Genomic DNA, 15,884 nt, shown 5'->3' on the forward strand with positions numbered 1-15,884 from the left:
CTGATAAGCCTGACTAAAAAAACATGTCCTTGCCCAAACATCACCTGGAACTGCTCAGCCCTGCCCGCGATGTGGCCATCGCCCGCGAAGCCATCCTGCACGGCGCCGACGCGGTGTACATCGGTGGCCCGAGCTTCGGTGCCCGCCACAACGCCAGCAACGAGGTGGGCGAGATCGCCCAGCTGGTGGAGTTCGCCCGCCGCTACCACGCCCGGGTGTTCACCACCCTCAACACCATCCTCCACGACAACGAACTGGAGCCGGCGCGCCAGCTGATCCACCAGTTGTACGACGCCGGTGTCGATGCGTTGATCGTCCAGGACCTGGGGGTGATGGAGCTGGATATTCCGCCCATCGAGCTGCACGCCAGCACCCAAACCGATATCCGTACCCTGGAGCGGGCCAAGTTCCTCGACCAGGCCGGTTTCTCCCAGCTGGTACTGGCCCGCGAGCTGAACCTCAAGGAAATCAGCGCCATCGCCGCCGAAACCGACGCGGCCATCGAGTTCTTCATTCACGGCGCGCTGTGCGTGGCGTTTTCCGGGCAGTGCAACATCTCCCACGCCCAGACCGGGCGCAGTGCCAACCGCGGTGACTGCTCCCAGGCCTGCCGCCTGCCCTACACCCTGAAAGACGAGCACGGCGGGGTGATCGCCTACGAGAAGCACCTGCTGTCGATGAAGGACAACAACCAGAGCGCCAACATCCGCGCCCTGGTGGAAGCCGGCGTGCGCTCGTTCAAGATCGAGGGGCGCTACAAGGACATGGCCTACGTGAAGAACATCACGGCCTACTACCGCCAGCGCCTGGACGCCGTGCTCGAAGACCGTCCGGATCTGGCCCGCGCTTCCAGCGGCCGCACCGCGCACTTCTTCGTCCCCGATCCGGACAAGACCTTCCACCGTGGTAGCACCGATTACTTCGTCAGCGAGCGCAAGATCGACATCGGCGCCTTCGATTCGCCGACCTTCACCGGGCTGCCAGTGGGCACCGTGGAAAAAGTCGGCAAGCGCGACCTGCAAGTGGTGACCTTCGAGCCGCTGTCCAATGGCGACGGCCTCAACCTGCTGGTCAAACGCGAAGTGGTGGGTTTTCGCGCCAACATCGCCGAAGCCCGCGGCGAGTTCGAAGAAGACGGCGAGAAGCGCTACCGCTATCGGGTCGAGCCCAACGAGATGCCCGAAGCCCTGAGCCGCCTGCGGCCCAACCATCCGCTGAGCCGCAACCTCGATCACAACTGGCAACAGGCTCTGACCCGCACCTCCGCCGAACGGCGCATCGGCCTGTCGTGGCTGGCCCGCCTGCGGGAAGAACACTTGGAACTGACCGCCACCAGCGAAGAAGGCATCAGCGCCAGCGTCGCCCTGGACGGTCCGTTCGGCGTGGCCAACAAGCCGGAACAGGCCCTGGGGCAACTGCAGGACCTGCTCGGGCAACTGGGCACCACCCTCTACCACGCCACTGACATCAAGCTGGATGCGCCCCAGGCCTACTTCATCCCCAACTCCCAGCTCAAGGCGTTGCGCCGGGAAGTCATCGAAGCCCTGGACGCCGCACGCATCGCCGCCCATCCGCGAGGCACGCGCAAGGCCGAGAGCAACCCGCCGCCGGTGTACCCGGAGTCGCACCTGTCGTTCCTGGCCAACGTCTACAACCAGAAGGCCCGGGACTTCTACCACCGCCACGGCGTGCAACTGATCGATGCTGCCTTCGAGGCCCACGAAGAGCACGGCGACGTGCCGGTGATGATCACCAAGCACTGCCTGCGCTTCTCCTTCAACCTGTGCCCCAAGCAGGCCAAGGGCGTGACCGGAGTGCGCACCAAGGTGGCGCCGATGCAACTGGTGCACGGTGACGAAGTGCTGACCCTGAAGTTCGATTGCAAGCCCTGCGAGATGCACGTGGTGGGCAAGATCAAGGGCCACATTCTCGACCTGCCGCTGCCCGGCAGCGCCGCCGCCGAAGCCGTCGTCGGCCATATCAGCCCCGAAGACCTGCTCAAGACCATCCCCCGCGCACCGCATTGAGTGCCGGGCCGGCGCAACCCTAAGCGGTTGCGCCGGTTGCAGCAGCCGACAGCCGCTCACCCAGCACCTGCTCCAGCACCGCGAAAAACTGCTTGATGTGCGGCTGCTTCAAGGCTTGCGGCCGGGTCACCAGGTAGACCTCCAGCGGCGCAAATGCCATGGGCGCAAACACCTCCAGCAGATCCCCGGCCAAAATCCGCGGCATCACCGCAACCCCCATCCCCTGACGCACCGCCTCGACCTGCGCACTGAACGAGTTGACCCGGATCTGCTTGCCGTCAAGGCCTGCGGCCTTGGCCGTGCGCATCGGCGGCAAGTTGTCCAGGGGCGGCAGCAGGCCGATGGTGGGTGCGGTGGCCGGGGTGATGCCCGGGTAGCCGCGCAGCAGGTCCGGGCTGGCGAACACCCCGTATTCAAGCTTGCCCAGGGCTCGATAGATCAGCGACGGCTCTCCCAGGTGCGCGGTTCGCACGGCGATGTCCGTCACACCGCGAGCCAGCTTGTGAAACTCGGCACTGACCTGCAATTCCACCGAGCATCCAGGGTGGGCCGATGTCAGGCGCCGGGCCGCCTCGAGCACACTGGAGGCAAAGCCCTCCCCGGCGCTGACCAGGATGCTGCCCTGCAGTTCGCTCGGTCGCGGCGGGTTGCCCAGGGCCCGCTGTCGCCTGAGCCCGGCCTCCGCCGCCAGGGCCACGTCCACCAGCGCCTGGCCCCGAGGGGTCAACCAGCAGCCTTCGACGCCCCGCTCCAGCAACGGCTCGCCCAGGGCCGCCTCCAGCTGGCTCAAGCGCCGGGACACCGTCGACGGCGCCACCTGCAGCAACTGCCCGGCCTGTAGCAAGCTGCCCCGTCGCCAGACCGCCAGCAACAGGCGCAGATCATCCCAATTGGCTTCCAAAGTGCTACTCCCTGCCGTCAGCTGTGCAAATTCGCAAAGCCATTATGCAGGACTCGCCATTTTTCCGGGGTCTCGTCCAAGGTATATCTAGCGCCCTCGCCTCCCCATGGAACGGATTGAATGAGCAACGCCCCCGAACACCCTGTACCCACTGACACCGATAGCGGCTATTGCCCTGAAATGCACTGCACCTTTGTCACCGGTGCCACCGGCCTGCTGGGCAACAACCTGGTACGCGAGCTGCTGGCCCGAGGCTGCAAGGTCAAGGCCCTGGTGCGCTCCAGGGCCAAGGGCGAACAGCAGTTCGGCCCCCTGCACGGCCTGGAACTGGTGGTCGGCGACCTGGCCGATGTCGACGGGTTCGCCGCCGCGTTGCAGGGCTGCGACACGCTGTTTCATGCCGCGGCGTTCTTTCGCGACAATTACAAGGGCGGCAGCCACTGGCAGCAGTTGCACAAGATCAACGTCCTGGGCACGCAGCACTTGCTGGAGCGGGCCTACGGCGCCGGCATCCGCCGCGTCGTGCAGACCTCGTCGATTGCCGTACTCAACGGCGCGCCCGGCAGCCTGATCGATGAAACCTGCCTGCGCGACCCGGCAGGCGCGGACCACTACTACCGCAGCAAGATCCTCGCCGATCGCGTCCTGCTGGCCTTTCTCGACAACCATCCACAGATGCAGGGGTGCATGGTCCTGCCCGGCTGGATGTGGGGCCCCGGCGATATCGGGCCGACCTCCTCCGGGCAATTGCTCATGGACGTGGTGCGCGGCCGCCTGCCGGGACTGGTTCCCGGCAGCTTCTCCCTGGTCGACGCCCGGGATGTGGCCCTGGCGCAGATTGCCGCTGCCCGCTACGGACGCCGCGGCCAACGCTACCTGGCGGCGGGCCGGCACATGACCATGGCCCAGTTGGTGCCCATCATCGGGCGTATCGCCGGGGTCGCCACGCCGACACGCCCGCTGCCGGTGCCCTTGCTCTATACCCTGGCCGCCGTGCAGGAGGTCTATGCGCGCCTGACCGGCAAGCCGGTGTTGCTGAGCCTGGCGACCGTGCGCCTGATGCTCCGGGAAGCGGACCGCAGCCACTTCGACCCCCGCAAGAGCGAACAGGAACTCGAGCTGAATTTTCGCACCCTGGAACGCACCATTGGCGATACCCTGGCCTGGTACCGGGATCACGGCTGGATCGCCCAGGCTGCCCCCGCCTCCTCAAGCAGCACCAACAAGGACGTAGAAAGCCGTTGAACAACACCATCATTCTCATGCGTCACGGTCAGCCCCAAGGTATCGCCACCCGGAAAGTTTCCGCCCTCGACATGCAGGGCTGGATACAGGACTACGAACGTTCCGACATCGGCGGGCAACCGGCCCCGCCCTCCAGCCTGCAACTGGCCGCCAGCGCCGGGGTGATTGTCTCCAGCAACGCTCCGCGGGCCCTGGCGTCCGTCCAGGCGCTCAGGAGGGAGCCAACCCTGGTGGACCCGGTGTTCGGCGAGGCGCAACTGCCCTACGCACGCTGGAGACGACCACGCCTGTCGCCCTTTACCTGGGCCGCGATCCTGAGAATCCTCTGGGTGTGTGGTTACTCAAGGCAGGTCGAATCGGCCGCTGCGGCCCGCCAGCGCGCCGCTGTCGCCGCCCGTCGATTGCAGTCCCTGGCCGGACAACAGCCGGTGCTGTTGCTCGGTCATGGCTGGATGAACCGCCTGATCGGCAAGCAGTTGGCCGCGGCCGGCTGGAAACGCCAGCACAGCGACGGCAGTCGCTACTGGAGTGCGACAGTCTATCGACGGCAATAGCCCGCCCGGGGCGGCCCGGGAAATCCGCCATGCCCTGAGTCCTGATGGAATTTAACGGCACCGAACACTGTCTATTGCGCGCCGGTTGTCCGGCAAACGGGTATAGTTGCCGGCTTGCCCGGCGCGCTACAGGCAGCTTGGGCTACAGGACTTGGTCAGGACTTAATGGTTGCCGCGTGTTGGTAAGACTTCTATTGATTGCACTGCTGCTGGCGGTATCGGCCTGCAGCTCCCATTCCACCGATCCTGGCGGCAATGCGCCGCTCAAGGCCGGTGAATATCGGGTCAAGCGGGGTGACACCCTGTACTCGATTGCCAGCCGCAACGGCACCAGCTGGAAGGAAGTGGCGCGGCTCAACGGCCTCAAGGCGCCCTATACCGTGGAAGTCGGCCAGGTGCTGCGGGTAGGCGGTGCGGCCAAGAGCACCCGGGTGGCCAGCAGCTCGCGCAGCAGCGCCAGCAAGAGCAAGGCCAAGGCCGCCCCGCCTGCCCCGCCCATGCCCAAGGTCACCCTGCAGGGCTGGAGCTGGCCGCTGCGCGGGGTGCTGATCGGCCGTTTCTCCCCTACCGGCAAACTCAACCAGGGCATCCGCATCGCCACCACCGAAGGCCAGCCCATCCACGCCACCCTGGGCGGCAAGGTGGCGTTCGCCGGTTACATGCGCGGCTACGGCAACCTGATGATTCTCCAGCACGGCCCTTCCTACACCAGCACCTATGCCTACAACAGCAAGCTGCTGGTCAAGGAAGGCCAGATGGTGATCAAGGGCCAGAAGATCGCCGAAGCCGGCTCCCAGGACACCGACCGCGCCCAGCTGTACTTCGAGATCCGCGCCAATGGCGTACCGGTAGACCCGTTGCGGTTGCTGCCGCCGGGGTGAGTGCAGCAAGACCGCTGTGCTCAGGGCCAAGGCACGTCAACGAAACCCGAGGCGATGGCCTCTCGCGCTATTGAGCGGAGGCCGCGCGGAGTCAAATGCCTCGCAGTTCGTGCTCGATGGCATAGGGATCGCCCTCCCACCAGGTGGGAGTCTCCAGTAACTCCGGGATCGCCACCTGCCGTTCAAGCTGCGACTTCAACTTCTTCAGATACACCCGGGTCTGGATGGTCGGTTCCAGCTGGCAGAGGGCTTGCCAAGCCAGCTGGATATATTCCAGGTAGCGCGTGGCCTGCTCTGCACAGGTAGAGGAAGACTCCCATCGATCAGTAAACGCACCAAGGTAGGACAAGGCGTTCTTCGCCAATATTTCCCTGGCGCCCAGCTCCTGGGTGCTGCCGATCAGTTGCTTCAAGGCTGCGCATCCCAGGTCTTTGCTGGCCTCCGCGTACAGAGGGGAGCGCCCTTCAGTCAGAACCCACTTGAGCCGCGCATCATCCTGAATCAGTGCCTTCATGACGCCATCGGGTAGGGCGAACACATGAATGGCACGGCGTATCAAACGAGGCGCGAGCACCTCCTGTAGCGCCGCCACATAGTCCTCGCGCGCACGAGAAAATTCCCAGGAAGGGACACGCAGGGTGCCCTGAAAAGGTTCGGCATCCAGATAGAGGCGCTGCGGATCATCGCACTGAGCGGCAATGATCGCCGCCAGTCGCAGCTCGCGCTCACGGAGCGCCCTTTCAGGTGCGCTAGCGTCTTTGGCAACGCTTGCAAAAAAGCTCCTGATAAAACCGATGCACACTTCATAGTCGCCGCGCGCCGTGGACATGGCCCCTTCAATCTCGGTCGAGTAACAGAACTCGATCAATCTCAGGAGCTCTGCGGCGCTGCGCATCGCTCGTTCGAACGCCTCCCGTGAGTAGAGGGACGCGGTTCTGCCCAACTGCTCGCCATACTGGAAATTCGCCATATTGAGCATGGCGCAGGCCACTGCGGCCTCACCTTCATCGCTACGACTGGCCGCCTCGCGAATGAAGTCGTTGAGGGTCTGGGCACTCGGGTATTCCCCCCAGGATTTCACCAACCGGGAAAACTCGGGAATGGTGAACTCCACCTCGCGGACCGCCAGGCTCATCTCATATTGAATGTTTGCCAAAGACAGTTTGCTTCTGGCACGGCCCAGCTCTTCGATCAACTTCCACAGGCGCTTGTTATTGACTTCGTCCTTGGGACATTGCGCGGCGTTGAGCGCTGCTTGCTTGTGCTGCTCCTGTTTGGCGTTATTGGCATTGCCGAACATGCTGGCACCGAAGTCCGAGTGGACACCCAGCATGTGCTCTTCTACCACCTGGGCCACCTTGGGTTCGGTCTCACGCAAGAGGGTCTGCAGGATGATTCCGCGCCAGTCCAGTTGGCCCTCGGCATGCCGATCAGCCGCCGCGCCAAACACCGACAAACTGCGGCAGATGCGCTTGGCCTGGCGCGGATTGGTGGGAAACCACTCAGCGGTCTGCGCGATGGCCGTGTCCGGCAGGAATGGGCAGCAGTCTTTCAGGTTCCTGGCGACCATTCGCTGCACCTGCTTCGGGCTTGGCTCGGGCAACGTCACCGGCACATCGATGATCTTGTCCAGGAAGTGCTGGGCCGACTCGCCGAAGGCTTCGGAATAGGAGCGAAGTGCCTTGCCCACCACGTCCTTGTCGAAGGCCAGGACAAAGACGAATCCCGGCCAGTCCAGAAGTTCGCGCAGCGTCAACAGGGTCGCCGGGAGCATCCGCGGATCGGCACGGTCGAGGTCGTCGACAAAGACAATGATGCGTCTATCGCCCAGTTGCCCGCGCAGGGCATCCAGGTCGCTTTTTTCCAGTTGCAGTATTTCGCTCAGTTTCTCGAAGACCAGCCCTGCCGCACCGGCGGCCAAGGTTACGATTTCGCTGTAGCTGGCCGATTCGGGAAGCTTGAGGTCAGCGGTTTTCCTGGCGGCTTTTTCCAGGATATCGGCGATCTTTTTCGACTGGCGCTTGGTCCAGTGCTTGAAGGGTTCACCAACGCCTGAACGTTGCAATGCTTCTGCCAGCGCCAGATAGAACTGCACGATGAACTCCTGCTCGCCGCTGGTTCGCCACGCCGGAAGCCGCACTATGATGTCGCCCTTCTCCTCGGCTATAAGCTGCAAAAAATTCAGCACGCTGGTCTTGCCGCTGCCCCACGGGCCATACAGACCGAGCCGGGTCGACCAGCCCAGGGGCGTCGCGGTGATCATGCGATAGACCAGCTTGGCCACCGGCCAGCGATCCAGAAGGTCGTCGTCGCGCCGGGTCAGCGCCGCATCGTGTCCGCCCGGGGCGGTAAAAGCCTGTGTCACCGACATCTGCTGGGGTCCTTATTGCTGCTGCGGCTTGATCAGGTCGATGGAGATCATCTTGTACATGCCGCTGAGCGGCACCATGCGCTTGATGTCCATCTGGTAGAAACCGGCCACCGGGCTGATCGAAGCCGGCATGGCCGGGGTGCAGCCGGTCAGGCTGTAGAGGTTCATGTAGTCGGCATTGGGGTCGCCCACAGTGCCCTGGCGCATGGACAGGCTGCAACGCAGGCTGCCCTTGAGCCCGGGGCCGCCATCCCCCTGGACTTCCAGGCGCAACGGGCAGACACCCATGCGCCGCCCACCCATCCAGGGGTCCTGGGCCTGCGGGCATTCCTGGTCGCCGACGGTGGCCATGACCTGGCCCACCAGCTGGCGCAGGTCCTTGTTCTGGTCGGGCCAGACTTCGCCGTTGTCGACCATGCGGTCCTTGATGAACAGGGTGTAGCGCACCGGGAAGCCGACCTTGTTGCTGAGCATGAAAGCGCCCTGGGAATAGGCCAGCTTGTCACCGGCCTTGCATCCGGCGCGATCGGTGACGGCGAACTCGGTGGTGTTGAGGTTCTTGATCTCGGTGCCGCCGTTGAGCCTGATCAGGCACTGGGCCTGCCGGCCGTCGCGGCAGCCGTTTTCCACCAGGCGCAGCCCCTGGCTGACCACCGCACTGTCATCGATGACAAAACCGTTGAAGTTGACCATGTCGCTGGGCAGCACGCGGTTGATCCGCAAGTCGACGAGAAAGTCGCCGTTGGGCGCCAGCGAGGGCTCCAGGCTCATCGAAAAGCGTGCATTACATTGCTGCTTCAGAGTCACCTTGAAGTTCTGCGCATCCGGCAGGCCACCGATCATCCCGCCCGCACCGATCGGCAGGCCGAGAACGCTGCCCAGGGTACTCAGAATGCCCGAGATCACGACCTTGGTCTTGGCATAGGCCTCCAGCTCGTCGTTGGTCATGTCGTGCACTTGCGCGTCGCTGAAGTTGTTCGACTGCTTCCAGTTGAAGCTGGTGGTGGAGCTGATGGTCCCGCTGAGCCGGGCTTCGTCACAGGCCCCACGCTCCTGGCAGAACTTGAGGTTGAAACCCCAATCCTTGTGGAAGATATCGAAGATGTTAAACATCGGTTTGCTCAAGGCCATCACCAACATGCCCTGCTGGCGCGCGCCGATCATCACGGGACCGGACTCCAGGCCCTTGGCGGTGGCGTATTTGGGCACGCTTACCGGGTATTTGCGCTCGAAATCCGAAGAATCGACGTGGAACGGCGGCTCGAACGTGATGGGATAGTCGCCTTCGTTCTCGATCACCAGGGTGATGAAATCAGGCTCCGCTGCCTGAGTCTCAAGGCTGAGAACGGCCAGCGGCAGGCCGAGCAGGCAACTGGTCAGTACGGCGGTTTGGCAGCGGGTCCAGAATCCGGTCGGGCGCATCGTCAATCCTTGAACGAGGGTGGGGGACGCTCACTTTAATGACTTTATGGCCCATTGCCATCCCCTTGCTGAAGACTTCCGATCGACATCAAGCAGCACCGATCGCCTCGGTCTACAGTTAATCGTCAGGCTTGCCCTCCTCCCTTGCCGAGTCGGCTCAACCGTCGAGAGCCCCCCCATGCCGCCATTCGAAGCACGCCCGATTCAGGTACAGCACCTCAAGACCGCCTGCTCAAGTTGCAGCGTGCAGGAGTTGTGCCTGCCCATCGGCCTCAGCCACCAGGAAGTGGAGTGCCTGGACACCTTGATCCTGCAACGGTTGAAGGTGAAGAAAGGCCATGCGCTGTATCACGCCGGCGACCCCTTGCATTCGCTGTACGCTGTGCGCCTGGGGTTCTTCAAGACCTGCGTGCTGTCGGTGGATGGCCGCGAGCAGGTCACCGGGTTCCAGATGGCCGGCGAGATTCTCGGGCTGGATGCCATCAGCACCAACCAGCATGCCTGCAGCGCCTTTGCCCTGGAGGATTGCGAGGTCTGCCCGATTCCCTTTGCCCAGCTGGAGCACTTGTCCCAGGCCCTGCCTTCGCTGCAGCACAACCTGAACAAGATCCTCAGCCGGGAGATCGTGCGTGACCACGGCATGTTGCTGCTGATGGGCAACATGAACTCCGACGAGCGCCTGGCGGCATTCCTGCTCAATCTGTCCCAGCGCCTGAGCCTGCGGGGCTATTCGTCCCGAGCCTTTATCCTGCGCATGCGCCGCGAGGAAATCGGCTCCTACCTGGGGCTGCGCCTGGAAACCGTTTGTCGGGGCATAGCCCATCTGCGGGACCAGGGCCTGGTGACCATCAACGGCAAGCAGGTGGAGATCCTCGATCTGGAGGGCCTGAAGCAGCGGGTCGCGGGTTGCCAGAACGCGGCCAGGGACTAGGTCGCCGGGCCCGACTGCAACTCCACGCTGTCCCGGTATTCCGGCACCGACACCGACCAGCCCAGTTCCAGGCTGATGCGCCGGCGCAAGGTGTCGGCGGCGTTGGCCTCGCCGTGGACCACATACGTGTGTTTCGGCGGGCGCTTGAAGCCTCGCAGCCATTGCATGATCTCGTCGGCATCGGCATGGGCCGAGAGGTTCTGCATGGCCGTGACTTCGGCGCGGATCGGCACCTCCCGGCCATGGATGCGCACCGACTCGGCGCCGGCGATGATCTGCGCGCCGCGGGTGCCGCCGGCCTGAAACCCGGGAAACAGCAGGCTGTTGGCCGGATCGGGCGCCAGCACCTTGAGGTGGTAGAGCACCCGGCCACCGGTGGCCATGCCGCTGGCCGCAATGATCACCGCCGGGCTCTTGAGCTGGTCCAGGGCCATGGACTCCTGGGTGCTGCGCACGATGAGCGCCACATGGCACATGCCTTCGCACTCCTCCCGGGACAGTCGATGGTCACTGCGAAAGCGCTGGTACAGATGGGTGGTGTCGGTGGCCATGGGGCTGTTGAGGTAGATCGGCAGGTCGGGGATCACCTGGCGCTGGCGCAGGCGATACAGGTGGTACATCAGCAGTTGCGCGCGTCCCACGGCAAAGGACGGCACCAGGGTGATGCCGCCACGCTCGGCGGTGCGGTTGATGACATCGGCCAGTTGCTGCTCGGGGTCGTCCCGGGGATGCAGGCGGTCGCCGTAGGTCGACTCCACCAGCAGATAATCGGCTTGCTCGATGCTTTCGGGGGCGAACATCAGCGGGTCCTGCATGCGGCCCAGGTCACCGGAAAACACCAGGCTCATGCCCGCGGCGTCGACCTGGACCGTGGCGGCGCCGAGAATGTGCCCGGCGCCGCGCAACTGGATGTGCAGCCCCGGCAGCACTTCCACCCGATGGTGCAATTGCAGCGGATGCAGGAGTTTCAGGGCCTGCTCGGCATCGCGCTCGGTGTACAGCGGCAATGCCGGAGAGTGCTTGGAGAAGCCATGGCGGTTGGCATAGGCCGCCTCCTCTTCCTGCAGGCGCGCACTGTCGCGCAGCAGAATCCTGGCCAGCTCGCAGGTGGCCGCCGTGGCATACACCGGCCCGCGATAGCCATTGCGCACCAGCAGCGGCAGGTAGCCGCTGTGATCCAGGTGAGCATGGGTCAGCACGATGGCGTCCAGCTCGCGCAGCGGCAGGCCGAAGGCTTCCCAGTTGTGCTGGCGCAGCTGCTTGTAGCCCTGGAACAGCCCGCAGTCCACCAGCACATGCCGGTCCTCATGCTGCAACAGGTATTTGCTGCCGGTGACGGTGCCGGCGGCACCGAGAAAGCTCAGGCGCATCTCCATCTCCTTCGTGTCGGGCGAGGTTGCGGGGCATGGCCGGGCCTCACTCCTGGGGCTCCACCAGCATCAGGCTGCAGGGCGTGTGATACAGCAGTTGCTCGGCGCTGCCGCCGACAAAGCGTTGCAGGCCCCGGCGATGCGCGCGCCCGAGGATCATCAGGTCGAAGTCGTTGTCGGCGGCAAAGCGCGCGATGACCTGATGCGGCACGCCCTCCAGGCGATGACAGTGCTCCGGGGCTATGGCGTAGCGCTCGGCCAGAGTCTCGAACGCTTCCTGCTGCGCGTCGTTCACCGCATCGCGCATGCTGAGGTCGTTGTCGGGACTGTAGATGGGCAGGCCGGTGGCGTTTTCCGTGGCCCAGTCCACCACGCTCAGCAGGTGCACCCGGGCGCCGCAGTATCTGGCCAGGGTCGCGCCCATCTCCAGAATCCGCTGGTTCAGGCTCTGGGTCAGGTATTCCAGGTGGGACAGATCCAGGGCCGCCAGCACCTTCAACGGCAAGGGATGGCGGCTGTCGGTCACCAGGTGCAGCGGCTGGCGCAGGTCGCGCAGCAGCAACCAGTCCAGGGGCTTGTAGAAAATGCGCCGCAGGGCCGGTACTGGCTGGGCGTCCTTGATCACCAGGTCCGGGTGGTAGTCGGTCACATAGTCGAGGATGTCCTGCAGCCGGGCCTTGGCCCACAGCACTTCGGTGGTCACCCGCAGGCCATTGGCCCGTTCGAAGCGAGCCTGTTGCTCCAGCCACTGCCGATGCACCTGCAGGTAGCCTTCCCGGGCCTGGGCCATGGCCTGGTGATCGAACAGCCCGGCGACCTCCAGCACTTCGATGAAGTCGAAGGCGACGATGTGCAGGCTGGCGCCCATGGCCCGGGCCAGGGCACTGGCCCGGTCGAAAGCCGGCGTACGAGACAGCGCCGTGGGGGCGATCAACAACACGCGTTGCAGTGTGGACATGGGCACCTCCCGGGCGGCGCACTGGACAACGGCCCGGGAGTCCCGAGCCGATGCGCCGATGATGCGCGCCGCTCGGGCCGCCGATTTGACAAAAGTCACAAAGCCTCGGGTTAAGCCCGCGCCGACAGTCAATATCCGCGGCGGTGGGCCGCATCTGATCCAGATCAGATCCTGCCCCGGGCAACAGGGGTAAAGGATAGTCAGCACGCGGCCGCGGGTCGCGGGCCCACCTTCATCGTCCCCAGAGGATCGCCCCATGTTCAGCATCAAGGAACACAACGATCAGGCCGCCGCTGCCTACGGCACCGTGACCGGCCTGCACTGGATCGAGGCGCTTAATGACGGCCGCCATGTGCTGATACGGCCCTTGGCCGAGAAAGACCGCGAGCGCGAGTACAACTTCATCAAGCGCCTGTCCCCGCAATCGCGACACATGCGCTTTCTGGCGCAGATCAAGGAGCCCGACGCCGCCATGCTCGAGCAGTTGATGGACGTCGACGGCAAGCAGCGTCTGGCCTACATCGCCCTGGTGCATGAACAGGGCCAGTTGATCGAGATCGGTGTCAGCCGCTATGCCGCCACGTCCCACGATGAATGCGAGTGCGCCGTAACCGTGGCCGATCAATGGCAGCATCTGGGTCTGGGGTCATTGCTGATGACCCATCTGATCCGCGCCGCCCGCCAGCATGGGTTTGTGCAGATGTATTCGGTGGACAGCGTGAACAACCAGGCCATGCGCGAGCTGGCCGCGCACCTGGGTTTCACCACCCACACCGACCCGGACGACGCCCATCAGGTGGTGCATCGTTTGCTCCTGTGACCGGCGGTGCCACGCCGGTGCGGCACCGGCGTGGCCTGGTGCGGCTCATGGCAAGGGGTCACGCGGCGGCTTGACCGCCCAGATACTGCAGGGTGCCTGCAACAGCAGATGTTCGGCGGTGCTGCCCAGGCGCTTGTGCAGGCCGCGGTGCTGGGTGGTGCCCATGACGATCACATCGCTCTGGTGCTCCTCGGCGAAACGGCAGATTTGCTGCAGCGGCATGCCCTCGATGAAGTGGCTGCGTTGCGGGGGCACGCCGTGGCGCTCCGCCACGGCGCGATACACGTCGCGTTGCGCCTCCCCCAGGGCTTCGTACAAGCCGCTGGCCAGGGACAGCGCGCCGACCCCGGCGTCCTTGGCGTAGACCGCCACCCAGTCATACACATGCAACAGGTCCAGCTCGGCGTCGCATTGCTCGGCCAGTTTCACCGCCGCGTCGACGATCTGATCGTTGAACTGCAGGTCCTGCACTTCGCTGCGCAGTACATCGATGATGGCCAGCACCCGGCGTGGCCGTGGGTGCCGGGCCTCGGTCACCAGATGCACCGGCAGCGCGCAATCGCGCAGCAACTGCCAGTCCAGCGGGGTATAGAAGATCCGCCGCATCGCCGACTCGGCATGGGCGTCCTTGATGATCAGGGCCAGGGGCATCTCGCTGGCGAACAGCTGGATCTCCTGATACGGCTGGCTGGCCCAGCGCGCTTCGCAGGTCACCAACAGGCCACGCTCGCGCATGCCTTGCGCCTGCAGCTCCAGCCATTGCCCGTGCTGTTCCAGGTAGGCCGCCTGCAACTGCTCGGCCTCACGGCTCTCGAACAGCCCGGCCAGCGTCAGGGCCTGCAGATGATCCAGGGCGACGATATGCACCGGCAATTGCATGGCCAGGGCCAGTTGCTCCGTGCGTTCGAACGCCGGCGTGCGTTGCATCTGCTGGGGCGCGATCAAGAGTAAACGCGGGGTTTGCGACATGGTTCACCTCGGCACTGGAGCTTGAAGAAACCGCTAGGGGGTCATTCAAGACTGAGCGCAATGGCCAGGCACGAGTTGATCTTTATCAGGCGGCGCGGCATTTTTTCGACCTGGCAGCCGCTTATTGCAGCCAGACACCGACCCACATCGCCAGGGTTAGCAGTGCCTGCCCGGGCACGACGTACAGCGCAAAGCGCCATCCACCGCTGAGGGCCGCCAGCATGCACTTGCTCAGGGAGTTGCTGCTGACCGCCAGCATCACCGCGCTGCCGATGGCGCTGCCGGGCAGTTGCCCGGACTTGACCAGCGAAGCAATGGACGCCGTGGACGCATGGGCATCGGCAAAGCCGCTGATCAAGGCGCTCAACATCAGGCCCAACTGCCCGAAGTAATTGAGCATCAGCGAACAGGCGAAGGTAATGGCGCTCATGGTCAGGGCCACGATCAAGGCCAGCTTGGGATTGAACGCGCCCTTGTCGCTGACCGGTTCGACGCTGCTGGGCTGGCTGCGGGGAAACACCAGGCAAGCGGCATACAGCGCGGTGCAGAGCCCACCCAGCACCAGGGGCAGCCACATGGTTTGCAGCAGTGCGCTGTCGACCGTTACCAGGATCAGAGCGATCTGGGTCACCGTGGCCAGGTTGGACAGCAGCGCCGCGGCGGCCAGAACCCTGACCTGCCCGGGCGCCTTGGCGACCCGCTGGCCCATGGAGGCGATGGTCAAGGTGCTGGAAACGAATCCCGACGCCACGGCGCTGAGGGCATAACCGTAATGGGCGCCCAGGGTCCGCACCGCGACGTGGCCCAGGGCCCCAACCGCCATCAGCAACACGGTCAGGGTGCCGATGGTGCGCAGGTTGAACGCCTCGTAGGGGCCGATGAAACGATCCGGCGCCAGGGGCAGGATCACCAGCGCCGCCACCAGCAGCGTCAGACCGTCGGCGATTTCCCGGTCGCTCAACTGACTGCGCACAAAGTGATGGAGTGTCTGTCGATAGGCCAGCAAGGCGGTCATGACCACGGCGATGGCCAGCGCCAGCTCCGGGGCCGTGCCACACAAGGCCCCGAGGATCAGCACCGCCAGCAGCGCCACTTCGCTGGTGACTCCCGGGTCCTCTTGCTCGTTGCGCCAATAGGCCACCGTCACCAACCCGGCCACAGCAATGGCCAGCGAGGCCAACAGCAGCGGACCGCCGACTCGCTGGCCGATGAACCCCAACAGCGCGGTAATGGCGAAGGTACGCAACCCGGCGCTGCCACGCTGAGGCCCCTGCCCTTTGCGCCGCTCGCGCTCCAGGCCCACCAGCATGCCGATCCCCAGGGCCGCGGCGGCGTTGGTCAGGTCGATGGTTTCAAGCATTGCACGCCCCAGGAAGACAGCCCACACCGAGAATAGAGCGCTGCCGGCGCTTTCGCGAATCGGCAGCCCAGCGCC

13 protein-coding genes are annotated in these 15,884 nt (G+C 64.6%); 6 read left to right on the plus strand and 7 right to left on the minus strand.

Going from position 1 to position 15,884, the window contains the following annotated elements; translation table 11 throughout:
* Positions 1-23: 23 nt before the first annotated feature.
* On the plus strand, positions 24-2,027 hold the full coding sequence (locus L1O02_RS16045; protein WP_129406068.1) for a U32 family peptidase: 2,004 nt from the start codon (positions 24-26) through the stop codon (positions 2,025-2,027).
* Positions 2,028-2,046: 19 nt separating this feature from the next.
* Here L1O02_RS16045 and L1O02_RS16050 read toward each other — a convergent pair whose 3' ends face one another.
* Positions 2,047-2,928 (minus strand): LysR family transcriptional regulator, encoded by an 882-nt coding sequence (locus tag L1O02_RS16050; RefSeq protein ID WP_129406067.1) that lies wholly within the window; start codon positions 2,926-2,928, stop codon positions 2,047-2,049.
* 180 nt (positions 2,929-3,108) lie between these two features.
* Between L1O02_RS16050 and L1O02_RS16055 the strand changes: the two genes are divergently transcribed.
* From L1O02_RS16055 to L1O02_RS16065, 3 genes are all read left to right on the plus strand, one after another.
* Positions 3,109-4,173 (plus strand): SDR family oxidoreductase, encoded by a 1,065-nt coding sequence (locus tag L1O02_RS16055; protein WP_108544055.1) that lies wholly within the window; start codon positions 3,109-3,111, stop codon positions 4,171-4,173.
* Between the two features lie 17 nt (positions 4,174-4,190).
* A complete protein-coding gene (locus L1O02_RS16060) occupies positions 4,191-4,727 on the plus strand; it encodes a histidine phosphatase family protein (RefSeq protein WP_181321567.1) in 537 nt (178 codons plus the stop codon).
* A 176-nt stretch (positions 4,728-4,903) separates the two neighbouring features.
* Positions 4,904-5,608, plus strand: a complete 705-nt coding sequence (locus L1O02_RS16065) for a peptidoglycan DD-metalloendopeptidase family protein (protein WP_231979035.1) — start codon at positions 4,904-4,906, stop codon at positions 5,606-5,608.
* Between the two features lie 91 nt (positions 5,609-5,699).
* Here the strand turns inward: L1O02_RS16065 and L1O02_RS16070 are convergent, their stop codons facing one another.
* Positions 5,700-7,979 carry a P-loop NTPase fold protein gene (locus tag L1O02_RS16070; RefSeq protein ID WP_108543636.1) on the minus strand — a complete coding sequence of 760 codons (2,280 nt, stop codon included), beginning with the start codon at positions 7,977-7,979 and terminating at the stop codon, positions 5,700-5,702.
* Between the two features lie 12 nt (positions 7,980-7,991).
* Entirely contained in the window at positions 7,992-9,401 is a 1,410-nt protein-coding gene (locus L1O02_RS16075; RefSeq protein ID WP_108543634.1) for a hypothetical protein, read from the minus strand.
* A gap of 178 nt (positions 9,402-9,579) precedes the next feature.
* On the opposite strand from L1O02_RS16075, the gene fnr reads away from it, so the two are divergent.
* Positions 9,580-10,332: a fumarate/nitrate reduction transcriptional regulator Fnr gene (fnr, locus tag L1O02_RS16080; RefSeq protein WP_060843532.1), complete on the plus strand. Its 753-nt coding sequence runs from the start codon at positions 9,580-9,582 to the stop codon at positions 10,330-10,332.
* Here the strand turns inward: fnr and L1O02_RS16085 are convergent.
* Both L1O02_RS16085 and L1O02_RS16090 read right to left on the minus strand, forming a co-directional pair.
* On the minus strand, positions 10,329-11,702 hold the full coding sequence (locus L1O02_RS16085) for an MBL fold metallo-hydrolase (RefSeq protein ID WP_235758273.1): 1,374 nt from the start codon (positions 11,700-11,702) through the stop codon (positions 10,329-10,331). The two genes, fnr and L1O02_RS16085, sit on opposite strands and share 4 nt — an antisense overlap.
* Positions 11,703-11,748: 46 nt before the next feature.
* Entirely contained in the window at positions 11,749-12,660 is a 912-nt protein-coding gene (locus L1O02_RS16090) for a universal stress protein (RefSeq protein WP_108543629.1), read from the minus strand.
* A gap of 256 nt (positions 12,661-12,916) precedes the next feature.
* Here L1O02_RS16090 and L1O02_RS16095 point away from each other — a divergent pair, with 256 nt between their 5' ends.
* A complete protein-coding gene (locus L1O02_RS16095; RefSeq protein ID WP_102865085.1) occupies positions 12,917-13,480 on the plus strand; it encodes a GNAT family N-acetyltransferase in 564 nt (187 codons plus the stop codon).
* 45 nt (positions 13,481-13,525) lie between these two features.
* On the opposite strand, the gene L1O02_RS16100 is transcribed toward L1O02_RS16095, so the two are convergent.
* The gene (locus tag L1O02_RS16100) at positions 13,526-14,449 is read right to left on the minus strand and encodes a universal stress protein (RefSeq protein WP_235758275.1); all 924 of its coding nucleotides are present in this window, start codon (positions 14,447-14,449) and stop codon (positions 13,526-13,528) included.
* A gap of 121 nt (positions 14,450-14,570) precedes the next feature.
* Positions 14,571-15,809 (minus strand): DUF4010 domain-containing protein, encoded by a 1,239-nt coding sequence (locus L1O02_RS16105; RefSeq protein ID WP_060839197.1) that lies wholly within the window; start codon positions 15,807-15,809, stop codon positions 14,571-14,573.
* Between the last annotated feature and the right edge of the window lie 75 nt (positions 15,810-15,884).

This window comes from Pseudomonas sp. BC42 (assembly GCF_021560055.1).
Taxonomy (GTDB): Bacteria; Pseudomonadota; Gammaproteobacteria; order Pseudomonadales; family Pseudomonadaceae; genus Aquipseudomonas.

What these genes read in the sequence shown, in the direction of transcription:
- fnr (WP_060843532.1), top strand. Translation starts at nt 9,580, where the DNA reads ATGCCGCCATTCGAAGCACGCCCGATTCAGGTACAGCACCTCAAGACC.
- L1O02_RS16045 (WP_129406068.1), top strand. Translation starts at nt 24, where the DNA reads ATGTCCTTGCCCAAACATCACCTGGAACTGCTCAGCCCTGCCCGCGAT.
- L1O02_RS16105 (WP_060839197.1), bottom strand. Translation starts at nt 15,809, where the DNA reads ATGCTTGAAACCATCGACCTGACCAACGCCGCCGCGGCCCTGGGGATC.
- L1O02_RS16100 (WP_235758275.1), bottom strand. Translation starts at nt 14,449, where the DNA reads ATGTCGCAAACCCCGCGTTTACTCTTGATCGCGCCCCAGCAGATGCAA.
- L1O02_RS16060 (WP_181321567.1), top strand. Translation starts at nt 4,191, where the DNA reads ATGCGTCACGGTCAGCCCCAAGGTATCGCCACCCGGAAAGTTTCCGCC.
- L1O02_RS16090 (WP_108543629.1), bottom strand. Translation starts at nt 12,660, where the DNA reads ATGTCCACACTGCAACGCGTGTTGTTGATCGCCCCCACGGCGCTGTCT.
- L1O02_RS16075 (WP_108543634.1), bottom strand. Translation starts at nt 9,401, where the DNA reads ATGCGCCCGACCGGATTCTGGACCCGCTGCCAAACCGCCGTACTGACC.
- L1O02_RS16070 (WP_108543636.1), bottom strand. Translation starts at nt 7,979, where the DNA reads ATGTCGGTGACACAGGCTTTTACCGCCCCGGGCGGACACGATGCGGCG.
- L1O02_RS16095 (WP_102865085.1), top strand. Translation starts at nt 12,917, where the DNA reads ATGTTCAGCATCAAGGAACACAACGATCAGGCCGCCGCTGCCTACGGC.
- L1O02_RS16085 (WP_235758273.1), bottom strand. Translation starts at nt 11,702, where the DNA reads ATGCGCCTGAGCTTTCTCGGTGCCGCCGGCACCGTCACCGGCAGCAAA.
- L1O02_RS16055 (WP_108544055.1), top strand. Translation starts at nt 3,109, where the DNA reads ATGCACTGCACCTTTGTCACCGGTGCCACCGGCCTGCTGGGCAACAAC.